Raw genomic sequence first — 20,494 nt, forward strand, 5'->3', positions numbered from 1 at the left:
ATGAAGGGTATAACCGATTCAAGTCAAACCAAGTTAAAATATCAGATAATTAACAATGTTTGATAATATAATTCAAGATTGTACGTAGCTTATCATCATCTAATTCAACTAAGGTATCCCCAACATACCACTCGACCACCGATTGGTTCGCTAATTCACCCTGTCTTGGATTACCAAACCAAACCTTCTGATCAACCGCTAGTTGATCTCGAATCTCAATTGCACGTTTAGCACTCACTGGAAGATGAAGATGTAGCATACTTGCTTGTGGCGCTTGAGGATTTAATTGTAATTGAGGATATTCCGCAATAATCTGATACAACGCCTTGGTTCGCTCAAAGCAAGTAGGCATGGCAGCTAAACGTTGATCAAACTGCATCGCAGCAGAAACGATATATGGCGTTCGATGATAAACACTCCCCCCTTGGCGTTGCATCCAAAATCTCGCATTATCTATAAACTTCTTATCACTTAGGAGCATCGCACCACCAAGCCCATTAATGCCTTTATATAAAGAGATGTAGCAAGAATCAAAACCATTGGCGATCTCATTATACGCTTTTTGGTAGTATGCCCCCGTCTCCCATAAACGCGCTCCATCCATATGAAGATGGATATCTTGTTCTCGACAATAAGCCTTTATTTCATCTAACTCCTGCCATGACGGCAATTGCCCACCAATTTCACGCATCGGTAACTCATAAAGTGCGGCGGCAATTTTATCTGGCCATTTTTTTAGATCCGATACTTTCCAAGGCTGATATGGATTTCCTACAGGTAAAATATTAAAACGATTTTGTAACTGATAATTCTGCTTTTCATGAATGTAGATATGAGAAGATGGATGCATCGCGACAAGATGACTTTGGCGAGCTTCACATGCTAACTGTAATGCCGTCGGTTGAGTCATGGTTCCAGTGATAAAAAATAGACCACATTCAAACCCTAGCAGCTTTGCAACCTTATCCTCAAACTGTTGTATGGTTTCTCCTTCACCATAGACATCATCTTTAATATTATGTTTTTCACACCACTCAGCCATAGCTTGGTATAACTCACTTGGTCTTGGTTGTTTATGTCCAGATAAAATTGTTTCACAGCTATCACGCAAGCTTAATGTCATTATTTGTTCCTTTAACTCTTGAGCACCCAAAATGGATAATCATCATAACATAGCGGTATAAATTAAATCGTGCCTCTTTGTCTCTGTTTTTAAAGCGTTTATTTATCCATCAATATTCCAAAACGTTATAAGTAATATCTTTTATGCCTTATTTATTTACTATTTTGTGACGTAAGATGTAATTATTAATTTTTCTTCTATAATTTATGAACACTATGTTAATGGAGCTACCAATGTTTAAGCGCATAATCACAATCGCATCCCTTGTTCTTCTTACAGTTGGACTTGTTGGTTGTAATGGTGAGAAGAAAGATACCGCGACTCAGGCTGAACCAATTCGAGTGGGTATGTCTGGTACTTATTACCCTTTCACTTTTGTTAAACAAGGTGAACTTCAAGGTTTTGAAGTCGATTTATGGACAGCAATTGGCAAAGAGTTAAATCGCCCCGTTAAATATTCAACGGCAAATTTCTCAGGACTATTTGGGATGTTAGAAGCGGGTAAGATCGATACAATATCAAACCAAATCACGGCAACTGATGCAAGAAAAGTAAAATACAATTTTAGTCAACCTTATGTTTATGATGGTGCTCAAATTGTCGTTCGTAATGACAACACAACCATCAAAGGTATTGATGATTTAGCCGGTCATTCTGTGGCAGTTAATTTGGGTTCAAACTTTGAAGCTTTACTTCGAAACCATGATAAAGATAATAAAATCAAAATCTTGACTTATGATTCAGGTATTGAACAAGATGTCATTGTTGGCCGTACTGATGCTTTCGTGATGGATAGAAATTCAGCACTTGCATTAATTACCGATGGGGATAAACCACTTAAATTGGCAGGTAAGCAATTTAACGTTTTAGAGAATGCATTCCCATTTGCTAAGACCGAAAAAGAAACCCAATTACGAGATCAAGTGAATCAAGCGTTAGATACACTTCGTAAAAATGGAAAATTAGCTGAAATTTCAGTGAAGTGGTTTAAAACGGATATTACTAAACCACATTAATAACGAATTTAAACTCAGTTACATAAAGAGTATTAAAAAATTCAAACACCCAAGGATTGGCAGTGACTTGTTTTAAAGTCTCTGTCAATTTCTCGTTTTAAACCTAGTTGAACCTACGATAATAATTATATGAATATTGATTTTAACTATATGCTTGAGCTTGCTCCCTATGTGATTAAACATTTAGGGACAACAATGGGAATGACAGTTAGTGCAACGATAGTTGCTTTAATAATTGGCCTTACCGTTGCGCTTATTAAAGTTTTCCAGCTCAAACCATTTGTTTATATTGCTGACCTTTACCTCTCCTTTTTTAGAGGCTCACCCTTAATTGTTCAAATGTTTTTGATCTATTATGGTTTACCCCAACTTTTCCCTTCATTGGTTTCAATGGGGCCATTTACCGCCGCGATCATTAGTTTAAGTTTACACTTTGGCGCTTACATGGCGGAAAGTATGCGTGGTGCAATTATTAGCGTTGAAAAGCATCAATTAGAAGCCGCTTACAGTGTTGGTATGACACCTTGGCAAGCGATGCGTCGTATTATTTTACCACAAGCTTCTCGTGGCGCTCTTCCTCCATTGATGAATAATTTTATCGACCTATTAAAATCAACCTCTTTGGCTTTTACATTGGGTGTTGTAGAGGTAATGGCTTCAGCACAATTAGAAGCTGCAAGTAGCTTTAAATATTTTGAAAGTTACCTACTTGTTGCTCTAGTCTACTGGGCTGTTGTTGTGTTCTTTACTCGACTACAACATCGTTTAGAAAAAAATTAAATGAGGCTTATTAATGTTAACGCTAAAAAATATAACAAAGAATTATGCTGGTAAGCCAATACTAAAAGGAATTGATTTAAATATTAATAAGGGTGAAACCGTTGCGATTATCGGTCCATCAGGAACCGGGAAATCGACATTACTTCGTTGTACTAACTTTTTAGAACAACCAGATACAGGAACAATCCAAGTTGGAAATATCACCGTTGATGCTGACACTAAAGATACAAAAAAACTGGCTAGACTACGCCAGCATTTAGGGTTTGTTTTCCAACAATATGGTCTTTTTAAAAATAAGACGGCATGTGAGAATATCACTGAAGGGTTGATCACGGTTCAACATCTGAGTAAAAAAGAAGCGGAAAAAATAGCACTCCAAGCACTAAAGGACATTGGTCTTAGTGATAAGGCAGATTACTGGCCTTCTCAACTTTCTGGCGGACAACAGCAGCGTGTTGGTATTGGACGAGCAATGGCACAAGGGGCTGATGTCATACTTTTTGATGAACCCACTTCAGCACTCGATCCAGAGATTACCGGAGAGGTACTCGATGTTATCCGTGAACTGGCAGAGCGTCACGTCACCATGCTTATTGTTACTCATGAAATGCAGTTTGCTAGAGAGGTTGCGGATCGTATTATCTTTATGGAAAATGGTTATATCGTTGAAGATGGTTCTCCTGATCAGATATTCAACCGTCCTAAAGATCCAAGAACCAAGGCATTCTTAAACCGAATTGCTTAATTATATGAAGAAAAAAATGAGGCTCTATAAGGCTAGATATAAGCGACAAACGAGCACGCCAATAACCTAGCCGCTTCAAGTCTAAGCAATATATACCTAAAGTAATTGGAGTAGCTAGTAGGCGGCAAGCGAGTGAGACCCCATGAGTATAGGTATTCTATATGATTGGGGCGAACGAGTATAGCCAACAACCTAGCAACTTCAAGTAAGAAAGGTATAGCCTCAACTTCATATAAAAAGGCATATTACAGTTAACCAGTAATATGCCTTTTAAACTCAGATTAAAACTAAAAAATCATTTAGATTGGTTCATTAAATTGAATAACCAACTTACCGAAATTTTTGCCTTCTAACAATCCCATAAAGGCTTCAGGTGCTTTTTCTGCACCTTGAATAATTTGTTCTTTATATTTTATTTTCCCTTCAACTAGCCATTTTTGCATATCCGTCGCAAATTCATTGTATCGTGGAGCGTAATCATCAAAAATAATAAAGCCCTGCATCTTAATGCGTTTAACTAATAACAGCCCCATCAAAGCAGACATACGATCAGGGCCATCAGGTAAACTGGTTGCATTATATTGAGAAACTAAACCACAAACAGGGATTCGAGCAGAGGTATTAAGTAACGGCATGACGGCATCAAAGACTTTACCTCCGACATTTTCAAAATAAACATCAATCCCATTTGGACATACTGCTGCTAATTTTTGAGCAAAATCATCCGCTTTATGGTCAATACAGTGATCAAAGCCTAATACTTCTACCGCATGGCGACATTTCTCTTCACCACCAGCAACACCGACAACATAACCCCCTTTTAACTTGCCGATTTGACCAACTGTAGCTCCAACAGGACCTGTCGCTGCACCAACCACGATCGTTTCACCTGCTTTTGGTTGTCCGATATCAAGTAAGCCCATGTAAGCGGTAAAACCAGGCATTCCCATCACACCTAATGCAAATGAAGGGTTCGTTGGGGTCATTCCTAAACTAATGACATTTTCACCCGTTGAAATAGCAAAATCTTGCCACCCACTATAAGCCAAGACCCACTCTCCCTGCTTAAACTTGGGATGTAATGAAGTCTCAACTTGGCAAACCGTTCCCCCTACCATAACATTACCAATAGCAACCGGATCAGCATAGGATTTTGTATCACTCATTCTCCCTCTCATATATGGGTCTAACGAGAGATACACCGTTCTTAACAGCATCTCACCTTCTTGCGGGACAGGTTTATGCTCTTTATGAATAGCAAAGTTACTTTCTACGGGTTTTCCTAATGGTCGAGAAGCTAAAATAATTTGTCGATTGAAATCAGTCATTGGAACATCCTTGCTTAGGTTGAAGAGGCTAAATATTTCACCTTTATCAATATCATAGTTCTAAATAGAAAAAGGTCAATAAATCCATGACTTATTGACCTTTCAAACTGACTATTCATACTTTAGCTAATCGATCGAATCTTAACGATGAATAAGCACCACGACTTTAAGTATGAAGCGAGTTAGCTTATTGATATAAACCACCACCATCGATATGGTAACTTACTATACGTTTCGGCGCTCCACACTCAGGAAGCATCGCCGATTGATCAAAGATAAACCAATCACGTCGATGAGCATGACCAAGAGGGATAGCTTTAGTCGTATCGAAACAGATCGTATGCTCAAGATTATGGGTCAAAATATAACGCTTTTTGTTTTCTTGATTTGCCACGTTATCTTTACTCATCCAATGCCAAGCATTTTTATACTGCTCTTCAGTTGAGCTAAGGTAACTAAAATGTGTTAAGCCAATCGGTGAAAACAGCAAGAACTGCTCTTTAAATTTCACTAAACCTAACTCCCCATCTTGACCAACAATATCGGCAGCTTTTGTCATGATCACCTTTGCTGGAGTACGAACAGGATTTAACAGCGAGTAACCCCAAGAACTATAAAGTACCCATGTTAATCCCAATGCAAGAGCAAAACTATAGAGATTCTGCTGAAACCTTTTACGCCAGAAGATAACAGCCCAAATAATGGTTGCCGAGATAAAGAAGAAGAAATATTGAGTATGATTGCCCGCCACATACTTTGCTAACTTTTCAATATCAAACAAACTAACGACAGCCACAATTGGGAATAAGATAGCTAAAAGCAGAATAATCCCAGAAAGAATTTTATTAAACCATTTTGGTGTTTCTATCTGTGACATCACCGCAGCGATAGCTAAGGAGAGCATCGGAAGTGCAGGAAGAATGTACACACCACGCTTTCCTGGGCTAATGCTGAAGAAGATCACCACTAAAACAACCCACATTAATAACGTTTTAATTAGCGTTGAGTCTTTAACCACTCGCCAAAACTTACCGTTGGCAAAGAATAGATACAGAGGAAACCATAAGGTTGGAATCACACTCAGAACAAAATAATAGAAGGGTTCACGGTGACCTAAAGATTTTGCGTAACGCTCCCCTGTCTGCTTAAACAGAATATTATCTCTGTATGCAGCAAAATCTGGATTATCACTGGTTGCTGCATAATAAAGTACAGGCAGTAACCATAAAATGAGTACCACTAACATGGCCAAAGGACCATAGAATAGTTTTTTGCTTACCGCTTCACCAAAGTCATGACTTTTTCTGAAATGAAAGTAGAAAATGGGCAACAAAGCAAGAATGGGCAAGAAACCGACACCTTTGGTAATGATACCCAACCCCATAGCAATCCAGCTGATGATATACCAATTCAAGCTTGGTTTTATAAAGAAATGACGGATAAATCCATACATTCCAATCGTTATCCAGCAAGCGACCATCATGTCTATTTGTGCAGCTTTTGCTTGAATAATAAATTGTGGTGCAATCATTAAAAGAAGTGCCGCATTACGACCTGTTTTCACATTCCATAATTTAGCACCAAGATCAAACACACAAAGAACGGTAATTAAACCAGCAATGAAATTGGGAATTAAAAAAGTATCGGAAAGGTTGCCTGTAAGCCAATATAAAAACGCAATTGACCACATAAAAACAGGCGGTTTATCGGGATATAACTCGCCACCACGCATTGGGAAAAACCAGTTTCCTGAGTTGACCATTTCTCTTGCAACTTCAACAAAACGAGGCTCATCTGCAGGCCAAGGGTCTCTAATCCCAATACCCGTACCAATAACCACAAATGCAACAATAAGAATAAAAAGGAGGTTTTGTGTATATTGATCTTTCAAGAAAGCGTCATTATTCATCTATTAAATCCATGTTTTAACTAATTTGTGTCATATTATATAGTAAATGATTAAAGATTATTACTGTTATAAATAAGATAAATTTGTTAAAAATTAAATATAAAAAAGGATATCTAACAGTGATAGATACCCTAAATTTACTCTTTTGAACCCCATTCTTTTTCGATCAGGCGGAAAGTAAATGAGGCGCCCTGAGTATAGATTAATTCTATGAGGAGGACGAATCTGCCCAGTCAACAACCTAGCAGCTTCAAATATTAAAGGGGTAAACCCGTCAATTATAATAAATGATTTTTCTTCATTAGCTCTTTATCAATGCCTTTTAACTTCATTTCATCCATAATAAAGTTAACCGTATTTAATAGACGCTGCTCATCATCTTGAATTAAATAGCCAAACTGGCTCTTTGTGAAAGGGTTATCTTCACGTACCGCATCTAATCGTTTATCCGTCACTTGGTAAAATTGCGCTTCAGGCGTTTCGGTTACCATGACATCTACTTTACCTTCTGCAACCGCTTTAGGCACATCTAAATTATTATCAAAGCGGATAATCGTTGCTTTACTTAAGTATTTATCAGCAAAAGCTTCATTGGTTCCACCAATATTGACACCGACTTTGACTTCTGGGCGATTCACTTTTTCGATGGTATCAAATTGCTTTTCCGTCCCATTCGCCACTAAAAAGCATTTGCCAAATGTCATATAGCCTTGCGTTTGCTCTGCCGCTAATTGGCGTTGTATTTTACGAGTAATCCCCCCCATGGCGATATCATACTTTTCAGCATCCAGATCTGGGATTAAATTTTTCCATGAGGTTTTAACTATTTCTAATTTCACACCTAACTCGGCAGCTATGTGTTTAGCAACATCTATGTCATAACCTGAATATTCCTTGCCATCAAAATAGGAGAACGGCTTATAATCTCCTGTTGTACCGACTTTTAATACACCATCATGTTGAATATCTTCTAAAAGGTCAGCTTGTGCATAAAAACTACATGCTATAATAGAAGCTGCAATCACCTTTGGTACAAATTTCATTCTCACGTAACAATCCTTATCTCTTATTATTTAAATTCACTTTCTCTACCCTACCAGTATCCCTGTATCAATTGAATAGTACAAACTGTAGATGCTTAATAAATAATCAAGATTAACAACAGATCGGATATGTTCATTAGAATCAACTTACTTTGTTTTAATATATACTTATTACAATAAATAAATACTCAGGTGTTCTAACTACCTCATTACTTCAAGTAAGAAAAGTTCGTACTAATTTATACGGAGATAGAAATGGTCATTTCAATTATAGGTACTGGCTGGCTCGGCTTACCTTTAGCAAAAAAATTAACTGAAGAAGGTCACACCGTTTTTGCCAGTAAACAGACCCAAGATGGTATCAGCCAATTAAAACAGATGGGAATAAATAGCTTTTTTTGTCAATTAACAGATGAGAACAATCAAATAGAGACAGAAGCGTTAGCAATGACCTTGAAGAAGCAAAATTGTGAAATACTTATCGGAGCTTTTCCTCCTGGTTTTCGTCGAGGTGCCGGTGAGCAATACTCTCATCAATGGCAACAACTGGTTTCAGCTGCACAACAAACCAATATAAAAAAAATTATTATGGTTAGTTCAACCACGGTTTATCCAAGTGAACCAGAGGTCATGGAAGAACCAGAAGCGTCCCTTGATAAAGCAAAAGAAAATACTGCCTATTCAGAAAATAGCAGAATAATGCTTCAAGCAGAGGATTATCTTATCAATTCCGAGATTGATTACTCAATTCTACGTTTTAGTGGGTTAATTAACCAGCAGCGTCACCCTTCTCGTTTTGTATTACACCTAAAACAAGTCAGTAAAGCTGCTCCTGCAAATATGCTGCACTTAGATGATGCAATAAGCTCTATTCAATTTGCTATAAACCAGCTTACTAATGAGATCGTTAATGTAACGACCCCAAATACCGTCAGTAAAGCCGATTTTTACCAAGCAGCGTTAAACGCAGTTAACTCTGAGAATAATTTACCCCCAGTGGTTGATATACCTGATAAATCAATCAGTACTAAAAAGTTAATTGCTCAAGGTTTTAAGTATAAATATCACCATATCTTAGAGGCGATTTAGCCTTGATGAGCCATTCATGAATATTCACCGGTCAGGATGGCTAATAATTAATCTATATTAGCTATGTTGCATTTTTCAGTTACTAATATTGCAGATAAAAATGTTATTTTGCTAGATTACTGTGATCGATGTAGGTATATTTAGTAAAAATTTAAATCAACCCAATGACGGTTGTTTAAACTAAACTTAGAACCATATTAAATGTAGTGATAAATTATTGATCATGTGAAGTATAACTTTACAGGTTTTTAAACGTCATATTTATACTCGCAATAAAAAATATAACTAAGGGGGTAATATAAATACCCAAAAAGTTAGCTATATTAAACAGTGAAGTATTAATTCTATTTTTATAGGAAAGATAATGATAATTCCAGATAACAGTAGCATCGTTATTTTCGGTGCATCAGGTGATTTAACTTATCGTAAGCTAATCCCTGCGTTATATCATCTTTATGAGAACCAGCAACTTCCTGATAACTTTGCAATTCTAGGTGTCAGCCGCACTTCTTATAGCGACGAATCCTACCGAGAAAAGCTCACGAAATCACTACACGAGTTAGAGCAAACCCAACCTGATATCCTCGAATCTTTTATGCAACATGTCCATTATCAAGCCATTGATACTCTAGATGTTGATGACTATGTTAATTTAGCCAACCGCTTAGATAAGATAGAAAAAGATTATCAATTCGAACAAAATAATGTTCTGTTTTATTTAGCAACACCACCAAGTTTATATGGTGTGATTCCAACGAGTCTGGGTAAACATGGCCTAAATAAAGAAGATAATGGTTGGCGTCGTATTATTATCGAAAAGCCATTTGGTTATGATTTAGCGTCTGCCAAATCTTTAGATAAAGAAATCCACGAACACTTTAATGAAGACCAAATATACCGTATTGATCATTATCTAGGTAAAGAAACGGTACAAAACTTATTGGTTTTCCGTTTTTCTAATGCAATGTTTGAGCCTCTATGGAATCGCAACTTTATCGAGTATGTCGAAATCACCGGCGCAGAGCCACTTGGCGTTGAAGGTCGAGGCGGTTATTACGATGGTTCTGGCGCAATGCGTGATATGTTCCAAAACCATTTATTACAAGTCCTTGCGATGGTTGCAATGGAGCCACCGGCAGAAATCAACGCCGATGCACTTCGTGATGAAACGTATAAAGTCTTACACTCATTGCAGCCGCTAACAGAATCTGATCTAAAAAATAATTTAGTATTAGGTCAATATACAGGTTCTGATGTCCGTGGTAAATTCTTACCAAGTTACCGAGACGAACCCGGCGTTGCTGATGACTCACGAACAGAGACTTATGTCGGTTTAAAAATGTTTATTAATAACTGGCGTTGGAATGGCGTGCCTTTCTACGTAAGAAGTGGCAAACGTCTTCCGACTCGAGTGACTGAGATTGTTATTCATTATAAGAAAACGCCTCACCCGGTATTTGGTCAATCAGCACCAGAAAATAAGCTAGTCATTCGAATTCAACCAGATGAAGGCATTCAAATGCGCTTTGGTTTAAAAGAGCCGGGTGCTGGTTTTGAAGCGAAAGAAGTCTCAATGGATTTCCATTATCAAAATATGACGGAAACCAAAATGCTTACGGCTTATGAGCGACTATTATTAGATGCGTTAAATGGTGATGCAACACTATTTGCACGTACTGATGCAGTAGAAGCTTGTTGGAAGTTTGTTCAACCTATTTTAGATTACAAACAAGATCCTCAAGCATTATTTGGCTATGCATGCGGTACATGGGGACCAATTGAGTCCGACCAACTGCTTGCACGTGATAACCGAGCTTGGCGATTCCCTTGTAAAAATTTAACTGATACGGATTATTGTGAATTATGATAAATCATCGAATATTTGCTACTGCTGATTTAGTAGTTGAAAGTTTAGCGAACGATATGTTGGATTACAGCAAGCAACAACGCCCTGTACATATCTCGCTTTCCGGCGGTAGTACTCCAAAAATGTTATTCAAGCTACTTGCTACAGACAGCTATGCAAAGAGTATTGAGTGGAAAAATCTTCATTTTTGGTGGGGCGATGAGCGTTGTGTTGCACCTGATGATGCAGAAAGTAACTTTGGTGAAGCCAATACCCTACTTTTCTCTCAAATTGAGATTCCAGCAGAAAATATTCACCGTATTCGTGGTGAAGATGAGCCAGCAATCGAAGTAGAACGTTTTGCAAAAGAGATGGCAGATGTTATCCCTTGTGAAAATGGTATTCCTGTTTTTGATTGGATCCTATTAGGTGTCGGTCCTGATGGTCACACGGCATCTCTATTCCCTGGTGCAACGAATTATCAAGATCAAAACTTAGCGGTTCTTGCTTCTCATCCAGAGTCCGGACAGATTCGCGTATCAAAAACAGCACAAGTATTAGAAGCGGCTAAACGTATTAGCTATTTAGTACTTGGTGCAGGTAAAGTTGAAATTGTTAAAGAGATCAATTCAACACCGGCTGAAGCGTTACCTTATCCAGCCGCTAAAATTAAATCAAAGAATGGAACTACAGAGTGGTTCTTGGATTCAGATGCAGCTCGTGACATTCAATAAACCCACGTGCTGACAGGAGAGAAATAATGAAAAATGATATTGGTGTAATTGGCTTAGCGGTAATGGGTCAAAACCTAATTTTGAACATGAACGATCATGGCTTCAACGTTGTCGCTTATAACCGTACTGCTCAAAAAGTAGATGACTTTTTAAATGGTCCAGCAAAAGGCACAAACATTGTAGGTGCACACAGCCTACAAGAGTTAGTTGATAAGCTAGAAACACCTCGTAAAGTGATGTTAATGGTTCGTGCAGGTGATGTTGTAGATTCATTTATCGATCAACTGGTTCCTCTTCTAGATGAAGGTGACATCATTATTGATGGTGGTAACACTAACTACCCTGATACCAACCGTCGTGTTACTGCATTACGCGAAAAAGGTATTTACTTCATCGGTACTGGCGTATCAGGTGGTGAAGAAGGTGCTCGTTTTGGTCCGTCTATCATGCCAGGTGGCGCACCTGAAGCTTGGGAAGCAGTAAAACCTATCTTCCAAGGTATCTCAGCGAAAACTGAAAATGGTGAACCGTGTTGTGACTGGGTTGGTAACAATGGTGCTGGTCACTTTGTTAAGATGGTTCATAACGGTATCGAATACGGCGATATGCAACTTATCACTGAGGCTTACCAGTTCATGAAAGATGGACTTGGTATGAACCACCAAGAGATGCAAGCTGTTTTTGCTGATTGGAATAAAACTGAGCTAGATAGCTATTTAGTTGAGATCACAGCAGACATCTTAGGTTACCAAGATCAAGATGGCGGCCCATTAGTTGAGAAGATTCTTGATACTGCTGGCCAGAAAGGTACCGGAAAATGGACAGGAATCAATGCGTTAGATATGGGTATTCCATTAACGCTTATCTCCGAATCTGTATTCTCTCGTTGCCTATCAGCACTTAAAGATCAACGTGTAGAAGCCTCTCAGTTATTCAATAAGACAGTAACTCCTGTAGATGGTGATAAACAAGCTTGGATCGATGCTTTACGTCAAGCACTCCTTGCCTCTAAGATCATCTCTTACGCACAAGGCTTTATGTTAATGCGTGAAGCGTCTAATGAAAATGGTTGGGATCTAAACTACGGTAGCGTTGCCTTAATGTGGCGTGGTGGTTGTATTATCCGTTCTGCATTCTTAAGCAACATCCGTGATGCATTTGAAGCAAACCCAGAGATCGCGTTCTTAGGTTCAGACCCTTACTTCAAAGGAATTATTGATAACTGTCTAGCAGCATGGCGTAAAGTGGCATCTAAATCATTAGAAGTCGGTATTCCAATGCCTTGTATGACAGCAGGTTTGACCTTCCTTGATGGTTATACTACTGCACGTCTTCCAGCAAATCTACTTCAAGCTCAACGTGACTACTTCGGTGCTCACACGTATGAGCGTACTGATCGTCCACGTGGTGAGTTCTTCCACACCAATTGGACAGGTACTGGCGGCGATACTGCATCAACAACGTACGATGTTTAATCACTCGCTAAAGTTTATGACTGTTTATTGTTAATAAATAGAAATTAACAAAAAAGCCTCAATAACCTGATTCAAATATCAACGTTATTGAGGCTTTTTATTTGTCTGTTCTATTTACTTGAAGTCGAGACATTCAAAAAAGAAGATGAATCAGCTTAATGACAACGCTTGTTGCTTTTCAGTTTGATGATGAAGTACTTCACCATATAAACCTTTCTTGATCCACTCCACAACACCAGAATCACTCAATGAATAATAAGGGGCCATGGTCTCTTTTTGATAAATATAAATCCATGCCTGATGTTGCTTACCTTGTGAATCAACAACTAGGCGCTGTTCGCGACAATAGACGGCAGGATGTTCTTCTAATTTATCTAATTCTGTAAAATCATTGACTCGATAAAGCTCACCCACTAATCGGTTATTGCCATCAGGTGTTGCGGCAGGATAAAGTCCAACAGAAACCATATTAAAAATTGAATCACAACTTTCAACAGTCGTAATAAACTCTGCTTGGTCATGATCTAATAAAAAATGGTTATGAAACCCTTGCTTCAATGAACCATAGACCATAATAAGATTTGAACTCATTAACATTATATAAACCGCTCCAAACATTTCCATCACACTTTAATAATAAGTATAAAATCAACTGTATAGCATATTTGAAATCCAATCAAAAATGACACGAGAGAATTATTATCAGTGAGAAGTTATAAATAGGTATAGACGGCGATTATACACATACAGCGACAAATGAAACAAGTTTTATATTAACCACCAATAACCAAAATATAATTAAAATAAAAATCAAACAATTAGAACGTTCACACTTGCTAAGTAGTATTAACAAAGCGATAATTTGACGATAATAATAATAACTAAAGTTTATATATGCTTTCTTCTAAATATACTCTTGCCGGCATTGGTGCCATTATACTATGGAGTACCACCATTGCGTTTGTCCGTAGTGTGACAGAACAACTCGGGGCTATCGGGGGTTCGGCACTCATTTATACCGTCAGCTCAATTCTGTTAATCATGACGATTGGTTTGCCTAAAATAAGCTCTTTTCCAAAAAAGTATTTATTAATCGGAGGGGGATTATTCATCAGTTACGAAGTCTGTTTATCATTGGCACTAGGGCTTGCAAACTCACGTTCTCAAGCTGTCGAGATGGGGATAATTAATTACCTTTGGCCTTCATTAACTGTGGTATTCTCGTTATTAATTAGTCGTAAACCCATATCAATTCCCTTATTAATCGCTATTTTACTCTCTTTTTTTGGTGTTGCTTGGACCAGTAGTGGAGAAAACGGTTTATCATTTACTACGCTATTAAACAATTTTCAAAGTAACCCAATAAGCTATTCACTAGCATTAACCGGCGCATTTCTTTGGGCTATTTATTGCAATATTACTAAATATTTAGCTAACGGAAAAAATGCCATCACTTGGTTTTTTATTGGCACCGCAATTAGTTTATGGTTCAAATATTTAATCAGTGATGAGGCTGTAATGGTTTTCACTACCTCTGCTACGATTGACTTATTTCTAGCGGCTGCCGTCATGGCGGGAGGATATGCATTATGGAATGTCGCGATTATTCATGGAAATATGGTATTACTTGCTATCTTGTCTTACTTCACCCCATTGTTATCAACCCTATTCTCAGCTTATTTATTAAACCTAACATTGGGCATTATCTTTTGGCAAGGAGTATTGATGGTGACGATTGCCTCCCTACTCTGTTGGTTTCTGACTAGGAAAAAGTAGAAAATTGAACAAAAGATAACCGAATAAAATTTTAGGCAATAAAAAAGAGGTCAACTCTGACCTCTTCTTTGCCGCATCCTGTACTGATAATATCCATATCAATGTCCATTTATTTTGTTGTTAAGCATCCATGTAAGATTGAATAATCATGTTGTCATAACGAAATCTCATACGCCATAACGCCATTCCTACATTGATACCAAGCTCTATCGTTTTCATCATTTCGCTCCAAAATCATAACCACTTCACATAACCATTAAAGTATAGAGTAAAAAATGTGATCTAGTTAAAAAACTAGAAAAAAATAATAGCAAATATATATGTGTAATTTTTCAATTACTGAAGACCAGTTCTAATGTTATAATCTAGGCAATTTAATAATATTGGATTTAGAAATGTTTAAAAAAAATCAAGGGATTAGTACTTATTTTGTAGTGAATAGTATCATTGCGATGCTAATATCCCTAAGATACTTCTATTTTATGCCTCAGATACCAAATGACTTTTTGGGTATTGTTTTTGTTGGTGTATCGATCATTGGTCAAATGGCTATATTTACGCTTTTAGCATTTATAGTCACTTCACCTATTTTACTTTTAAAAAATAAAATACAAAAAATATTAATACCAGTTATTACAACATTATTATTATCCCTCTTGATCATCGACACTTTGGTATTTGCGCAATATCGTTTTCATATAAATGCAATCGTTCTTGAACTAGTTCTATCAGGAGATGTTGTAGATTTTCCATTATCAACTATATTTACCGTAATCTCATCAATTGTAAGTATTCTTATTATTCAATACCTATTATTTTCTTATTGTACTAAAAAGAACACAAAGAAATCTGTCTTAAGACTATTTATTAGCCTTTCAATTGTTAGTTTACTTCTTACTCATGGCTTACATATTTGGGCAGCAGCGAATGCATTTCAGCCAATTACAACCTCGAAGCAATACCTACCTCTATTCTATCCTGCAACTTCTAATAAGTTAATGAAAAAATACGGCTTTATAAATGAGAAAGCATTACAAGAATCACAGGCGTTAAAAATTTCGAAATCAAATAATCTTCATTATCCATTAAAACCATTAGATAAAGAAGAACCTAAAAATAAATTAAATATTATGCTTATCGTTATAGACTCTTGGAGGTACGATACTTTCAATAAAGACAACACTCCAACAATATATGATCTAGCAAAGAATTCGTGGGTTTTTAACAATCAAATTTCAACGGGTAATGCAACAAGAACGGGGATATTTGGACTTTTTTATGGCCTACCAGGTACATACTGGCATTCATTTTTAGCAAACCAAGAGTCGCCACTTTTAATTGATAGACTACAAGAATTAGACTATAACCTCGGAATTTTTGCATCAGCAAAATTGACAAAACCAGAGTTTAACCAGACCGTTTTTAAGAATATTAATCACTTAAGGATTAGATCGGAGGGAAAAACTCCATCTGAAAGGGATATTAATTTAACGAATGATTGGATAAACTGGTATAAATCTCAACCAGAGAATCAATCAAAATTCTCTTTTTTATTTTATGATGCGCCACATGGTTATGATGCCCCAAAGGATTATAAACAGGTATATAAACCAGCTGCAGAAAATATAGATTATTTAGCATTAAATAATGATTATAATGTCACACCATTATTTAACCGGTATAAAAATAGTGTCCATTTTGTTGATAATGAAATTGAAAAAGTAATTAAAACAGTAAAGCAATCCGGTGATTTTGAAAATACAGTATTTATTATAACCGGGGATCATGCTCAAGAATTAAATGATAATAAATTAAATTATTGGGGACATAATAGCAATTATACAAATGCACAAATACACATCCCTTTAATTATTAAATCACCAACTCTAAAAGGAAAGGTTAATCCTTGGAATAAAGGTTACTTTACTTCACATTATGATTTAGCTCCAACTTTAATGAAAAATATTTTAGGTGTAAAAAGCTCAATCCATGATTATTCTACAGGTATTGACTTATTTACTAACCCTATTGATAGAAAATGGTTAATATCAGCAAAATATAGTGGATATGCGATTATAAATAAAACAAGTATCTTGGAAGTTAATGGTTTAGGTCAATCAACCTTAATGGATAGAACTAATCATAATAATCCAGATTTAAAGAAAAATTACAAACAAATTAATGAAGCATTAAAAATGATAAGTGCTTATAATCAATAGGATCAACAATAATATGAAAAATAGTAAAAATATAGCTATAGCTATTGATAGTTTGAACGGAGGTGGAGCACAAAAAGTAATGCTTTCACTGGCTGAAGATCTTTTAAAACTAGGTCACAATATTCATTTTTTAATAATGAAAAATGAAATTGACTACACGATCTGTAAAGATATTCATACTCACCTTTGCTTAATACACAATAAAAACAAATTCAATAGCCTTTTCAACATCAATAAGGTTGTTGATGAAGTAAAATCAAATATATCTAAAATAGAAGATTCATACGGAAAATTTGATTTAGTTATTTCTAATTTAGACCGAACAAACCTGATTATGTCTAAATTACAAATTGAAAATATATTTTTTGTTGTTCACGCTTCTGTTAATGAGGAATTAAAAAGAAGAGCTAAATTAGGTCCAATACAATATTATAAAAAGCTTCGTTGCAAAAAAGCGCTTAATGGAAAAAAGTAATTACTGTTTCAAAAGGAATTGCTAATGAAATTATCAGTAATAACGTATTTAAACCAGAGAGTATACAAACAATTTACAATCCTTTTGATATTAAATCTATAAAAATGAAAGCTGATGAGATTAATAGTGAAATCCCTAAAGGGGATTATCTCATCCACATTGGCCGATTTGTCAAACAAAAAAGGCACGATATATTATTTCAAGCTATTGCGAACATGGAGAATAAATTACCGGTTGTAATACTTTGCCATAAACCTGAAAAAGCAATGGCGCTTGCTAAAAAATTTAATATTGAAGATAGATTAATATTTCCATCATTTCAAAAAAATCCATATCCATGGATTAAAAATGCTAAGGCTTTATTATTGAGCTCAGATTTTGAAGGCTTACCAACTGTATTAATTGAATCGTTAATCTGTGATACGCCTGTAGTCAGTACCGATTGTCCGCATGGGCCTAAAGAAATATTATTAAATGAACAAGAAGAATTTCTTGTTCATAGAGAAAATTTCGTGAATTTAGCACTAAAAACAGATAAAATATTAAAACAGCCACCAAATATCAAAAATGCAAAGATATTAGATTTAGTAACTGCTGATAATATATCGAGACAATACTTAAATCTTATCTAAAATATTTATAGGCTGGATTTAAGTATTAAAATATTGATAAGTACCTCGCTAGTTATACATTCTTTTAATAGTATTAGTGAGGTATTATCAAATTACTTTTAGATATATTATCCCTCAGTTTTTTATTTATGTTATAGACATAGAATTATTAGAAAAGCACATATATACTCTTTAATTTTCACAAATTGATACATTATTTTTATTACGAAGAACAGTCGTTCTTCGTAATATAGTGGTTAGTATTTATCTAATCCATTAGCTTTAAATATTGTTCAACTATAACATCCCCTCTGAACATATTTAAATCATCTAAATTTATTAAAGGCGGCTTTAATAAACATTCATCAGTCTTCTTAGCTAACATGTTATAATCACCAACTGAGACCAAAAAGTTCTTCTGATTATTTATTAATAACTCACTTGGTCCATATGGACAATCAGTACTTATAACAGGAGTTCCACAGATTAAAGACTCTGCAATTACAAGACCGAAACCTTCAAAATCTGATGATAAGAGCATCAACTCGGCATTAGCAATCCAATTATATGGATTATCTTGAAAACCAGGAAGAATCACTCTTTCTTCGACATTGTATTTTTTTGCTAACGTAAATGCCTTTTTATTATTATTCGTTAATATAACTAATTTAAGATTATTCTTCATTGATTTTATAGCTTTGAACAAAACATCTAGTCTTTTTTGTTTTGTCACTCGACCAATATAAATCATATAAGGTTCAGTTGGAATCACCGGATTTTCTATAATCATTCTTTTATGAATTAAATCAATATCTAATGGATTATAGATAGTTTGAATGCTTTTACTTTTTAACCATTTATATCCTGTTAATTCCTTTTCTAAACCTTTAGATACTGTTATTAGCTTCTTATCTCTTAATGCATGTATTTTTTTAATTTTTCTATATAGATGGACTGGTCCTCTTTTTGCTTCCATAATAAATTCTTCTTTTAATGCACAATGACAAAAGAAGTAAACATTTGTTAACTCACAATGAGAAACAATAAGATCACAATCGGTTGAATTACATAAAAAAAGATCAAAAGTACCTATGCTTTTTTCAAAAAATTCTATTTCTTTTTTTAACTTATCAACTTTACTACTAGTTGACTCTTTTTTTATAAAATTCAAATAATGTACATTAACATTACTAGGAATTGAAAATAGTCCTCTATCTTCAAAAAGAAATAAATGTACATCACATCCAAAATTAGACAGCAAGTCTGCTTGAGTGAGAGCAGCTTTAACTGTACCATTTTCTAATAAATTATGGCAAAATATTGCAACTCTTTTCATCTAAATTTCAACCTTAAATATGTTAATCTTTTGGCTTCTCTTTTAATCTTTTGTAAAAAGGAAATTTTAACTTTTTCGTCTAATACTCTCCCATTATCTAAATCACTTTTAAAACTTCCATTATTCTTATACAGTTTATAATCTTGTATGCAAACTGCTGGATAAATTTGGTAACATTGGATATCTTTATTTAAAATAAGATCTTCAAAAATAACCTTATCAATCGGTTTTAATAATAAACTTTTAGACAATATTCTTAAAACCTTTTTTGCAGCAGATAAAGTAATTATATATCCAGCCGCACCAAGATGACGTGATTTTAATTTATATAAAGAATGATGATTAAACTTTGTTTTTTTCGAAACCCTGACTCGTTTGTTGAACATCTCTAATTTTAGAATATCAATGCCGATAGGAATACTAGTAATATTATTAAATATATGTTGAACATCATGACCTATATGTACATCATCTTCAAAAATTGCAGCTATTTTAATGTCTTTTTGTATCATATTTTTATATATTTCGATATGACTAAAAAAGCATGACAGTTCTAAATCACTCATTCCAATTTCACATGTAAAATTATTTTCCTTTATTAGTATTTCATTGTGATTAGGTTCAATCGCGTCAAAAAAGTCAAAATGAATATTAGCACGCTCAAATTCCTTACATATATGTAATCTTCTTTCTGTATTTCTTTTTAAACTAATCACGTAACTTTTCATAATAATTTCATCTCAACTTAAACCAAAGCATCGTTATATCTTACTAATAAATAAACTAATTTCTTTTTCCTGCACTTTAACCATACCTTAATTATGATATCAGTAATTTTATTTCTAAATTACGAAAAATGGAACCATAATAGACATAACGCCATCACATCGAAGTCAATAATTATCATTAATTTTTTCAAAAATTTTCCCTAGATTAATAACAACCATTAAATTATCTAATATATCATTATATCGTTAATTATAAAATGT

Annotated in this window: 17 protein-coding genes and 1 pseudogene; 11 read left to right on the plus strand and 7 right to left on the minus strand. The window is 35.2% G+C overall.

Annotated elements, in window-relative coordinates; genetic code table 11:
- Window positions 1-49 precede the first annotated feature (49 nt).
- On the minus strand, window positions 50-1,123 hold the full coding sequence (locus L0B53_RS14465) for a low specificity L-threonine aldolase (RefSeq protein WP_235060308.1): 1,074 nt from the start codon (window positions 1,121-1,123) through the stop codon (window positions 50-52).
- 233 nt (window positions 1,124-1,356) lie between these two features.
- On the opposite strand from L0B53_RS14465, the gene L0B53_RS14470 reads away from it, so the two are divergent.
- The 3 genes and pseudogenes from L0B53_RS14470 (at window position 1,357) to L0B53_RS14480 (ending at window position 3,664) form a co-directional block, all read left to right on the plus strand.
- A complete protein-coding gene (locus tag L0B53_RS14470) occupies window positions 1,357-2,139 on the plus strand; it encodes an amino acid ABC transporter substrate-binding protein (protein ID WP_311197299.1) in 783 nt (260 codons plus the stop codon).
- Between the two features lie 129 nt (window positions 2,140-2,268).
- Window positions 2,269-2,933, plus strand: a pseudogene (locus tag L0B53_RS14475) (amino acid ABC transporter permease).
- On the plus strand, window positions 2,933-3,664 hold the full coding sequence (locus L0B53_RS14480) for an amino acid ABC transporter ATP-binding protein (RefSeq protein ID WP_235060310.1): 732 nt from the start codon (window positions 2,933-2,935) through the stop codon (window positions 3,662-3,664). Before L0B53_RS14475 ends, L0B53_RS14480 begins: the two are co-directional and overlap by 1 nt.
- A gap of 299 nt (window positions 3,665-3,963) precedes the next feature.
- Here the strand turns inward: L0B53_RS14480 and L0B53_RS14485 are convergent, their stop codons facing one another.
- The 3 genes from L0B53_RS14485 to L0B53_RS14495 form a co-directional block, all read right to left on the minus strand.
- Complete coding sequence (locus tag L0B53_RS14485) at window positions 3,964-4,992, minus strand: NADP-dependent oxidoreductase (RefSeq protein ID WP_235060311.1); 1,029 nt, start codon at window positions 4,990-4,992, stop codon at window positions 3,964-3,966.
- 187 nt (window positions 4,993-5,179) lie between these two features.
- Complete coding sequence (locus L0B53_RS14490) at window positions 5,180-6,901, minus strand: glycosyltransferase family 39 protein (protein ID WP_235060312.1); 1,722 nt, start codon at window positions 6,899-6,901, stop codon at window positions 5,180-5,182.
- A gap of 278 nt (window positions 6,902-7,179) precedes the next feature.
- On the minus strand, window positions 7,180-7,944 hold the full coding sequence (locus tag L0B53_RS14495) for a transporter substrate-binding domain-containing protein (protein WP_235060313.1): 765 nt from the start codon (window positions 7,942-7,944) through the stop codon (window positions 7,180-7,182).
- A gap of 255 nt (window positions 7,945-8,199) precedes the next feature.
- On the opposite strand from L0B53_RS14495, the gene L0B53_RS14500 reads away from it, so the two are divergent.
- The 4 genes from L0B53_RS14500 to gnd all read left to right on the plus strand — a co-directional run bounded on the left by L0B53_RS14500 (window position 8,200) and on the right by gnd (window position 13,088).
- The gene (locus L0B53_RS14500) at window positions 8,200-9,033 is read left to right on the plus strand and encodes an NAD(P)H-binding protein (protein ID WP_235060314.1); all 834 of its coding nucleotides are present in this window, start codon (window positions 8,200-8,202) and stop codon (window positions 9,031-9,033) included.
- A 364-nt stretch (window positions 9,034-9,397) separates the two neighbouring features.
- Window positions 9,398-10,900 (plus strand): glucose-6-phosphate dehydrogenase, encoded by a 1,503-nt coding sequence (gene zwf, locus L0B53_RS14505; protein WP_235060315.1) that lies wholly within the window; start codon window positions 9,398-9,400, stop codon window positions 10,898-10,900.
- Window positions 10,897-11,613: a 6-phosphogluconolactonase gene (gene pgl, locus L0B53_RS14510; protein ID WP_235060316.1), complete on the plus strand. Its 717-nt coding sequence runs from the start codon at window positions 10,897-10,899 to the stop codon at window positions 11,611-11,613. The genes zwf and pgl overlap by 4 nt, the downstream gene beginning before the upstream one ends.
- Window positions 11,614-11,639: 26 nt before the next feature.
- Entirely contained in the window at window positions 11,640-13,088 is a 1,449-nt protein-coding gene (gene gnd, locus L0B53_RS14515; protein WP_235060317.1) for a decarboxylating NADP(+)-dependent phosphogluconate dehydrogenase, read from the plus strand.
- Window positions 13,089-13,238: 150 nt separating this feature from the next.
- Here the strand turns inward: gnd and L0B53_RS14520 are convergent, their stop codons facing one another.
- On the minus strand, window positions 13,239-13,685 hold the full coding sequence (locus L0B53_RS14520; RefSeq protein WP_235060318.1) for a gamma-glutamylcyclotransferase: 447 nt from the start codon (window positions 13,683-13,685) through the stop codon (window positions 13,239-13,241).
- 297 nt (window positions 13,686-13,982) lie between these two features.
- On the opposite strand from L0B53_RS14520, the gene yddG reads away from it, so the two are divergent.
- From yddG to L0B53_RS14540, 4 genes are all read left to right on the plus strand, one after another.
- Complete coding sequence (gene yddG, locus L0B53_RS14525) at window positions 13,983-14,864, plus strand: aromatic amino acid DMT transporter YddG (RefSeq protein ID WP_235060319.1); 882 nt, start codon at window positions 13,983-13,985, stop codon at window positions 14,862-14,864.
- A gap of 395 nt (window positions 14,865-15,259) precedes the next feature.
- Complete coding sequence (locus L0B53_RS14530; RefSeq protein WP_235060320.1) at window positions 15,260-17,083, plus strand: DUF3413 domain-containing protein; 1,824 nt, start codon at window positions 15,260-15,262, stop codon at window positions 17,081-17,083.
- A gap of 13 nt (window positions 17,084-17,096) precedes the next feature.
- Window positions 17,097-17,558: a hypothetical protein gene (locus L0B53_RS14535; protein ID WP_235060321.1), complete on the plus strand. Its 462-nt coding sequence runs from the start codon at window positions 17,097-17,099 to the stop codon at window positions 17,556-17,558.
- Between the two features lie 104 nt (window positions 17,559-17,662).
- Window positions 17,663-18,190: a glycosyltransferase gene (locus L0B53_RS14540; protein WP_235060322.1), complete on the plus strand. Its 528-nt coding sequence runs from the start codon at window positions 17,663-17,665 to the stop codon at window positions 18,188-18,190.
- Between the two features lie 247 nt (window positions 18,191-18,437).
- Here the strand turns inward: L0B53_RS14540 and L0B53_RS14545 are convergent, their stop codons facing one another.
- Together L0B53_RS14545 and L0B53_RS14550 are read right to left on the minus strand one after the other, a co-directional pair.
- A complete protein-coding gene (locus L0B53_RS14545) occupies window positions 18,438-19,505 on the minus strand; it encodes a glycosyltransferase (RefSeq protein ID WP_235060323.1) in 1,068 nt (355 codons plus the stop codon).
- Window positions 19,502-20,233, minus strand: a complete 732-nt coding sequence (locus L0B53_RS14550) for a glycosyltransferase family 25 protein (protein WP_235060324.1) — start codon at window positions 20,231-20,233, stop codon at window positions 19,502-19,504. The genes L0B53_RS14545 and L0B53_RS14550 overlap by 4 nt, the downstream gene beginning before the upstream one ends.
- Between the last annotated feature and the right edge of the window lie 261 nt (window positions 20,234-20,494).

The sequence above is a fragment of the Vibrio sp. SS-MA-C1-2 genome, from assembly GCF_021513135.1.
Classification (GTDB): Bacteria; Pseudomonadota; Gammaproteobacteria; order Enterobacterales; family Vibrionaceae.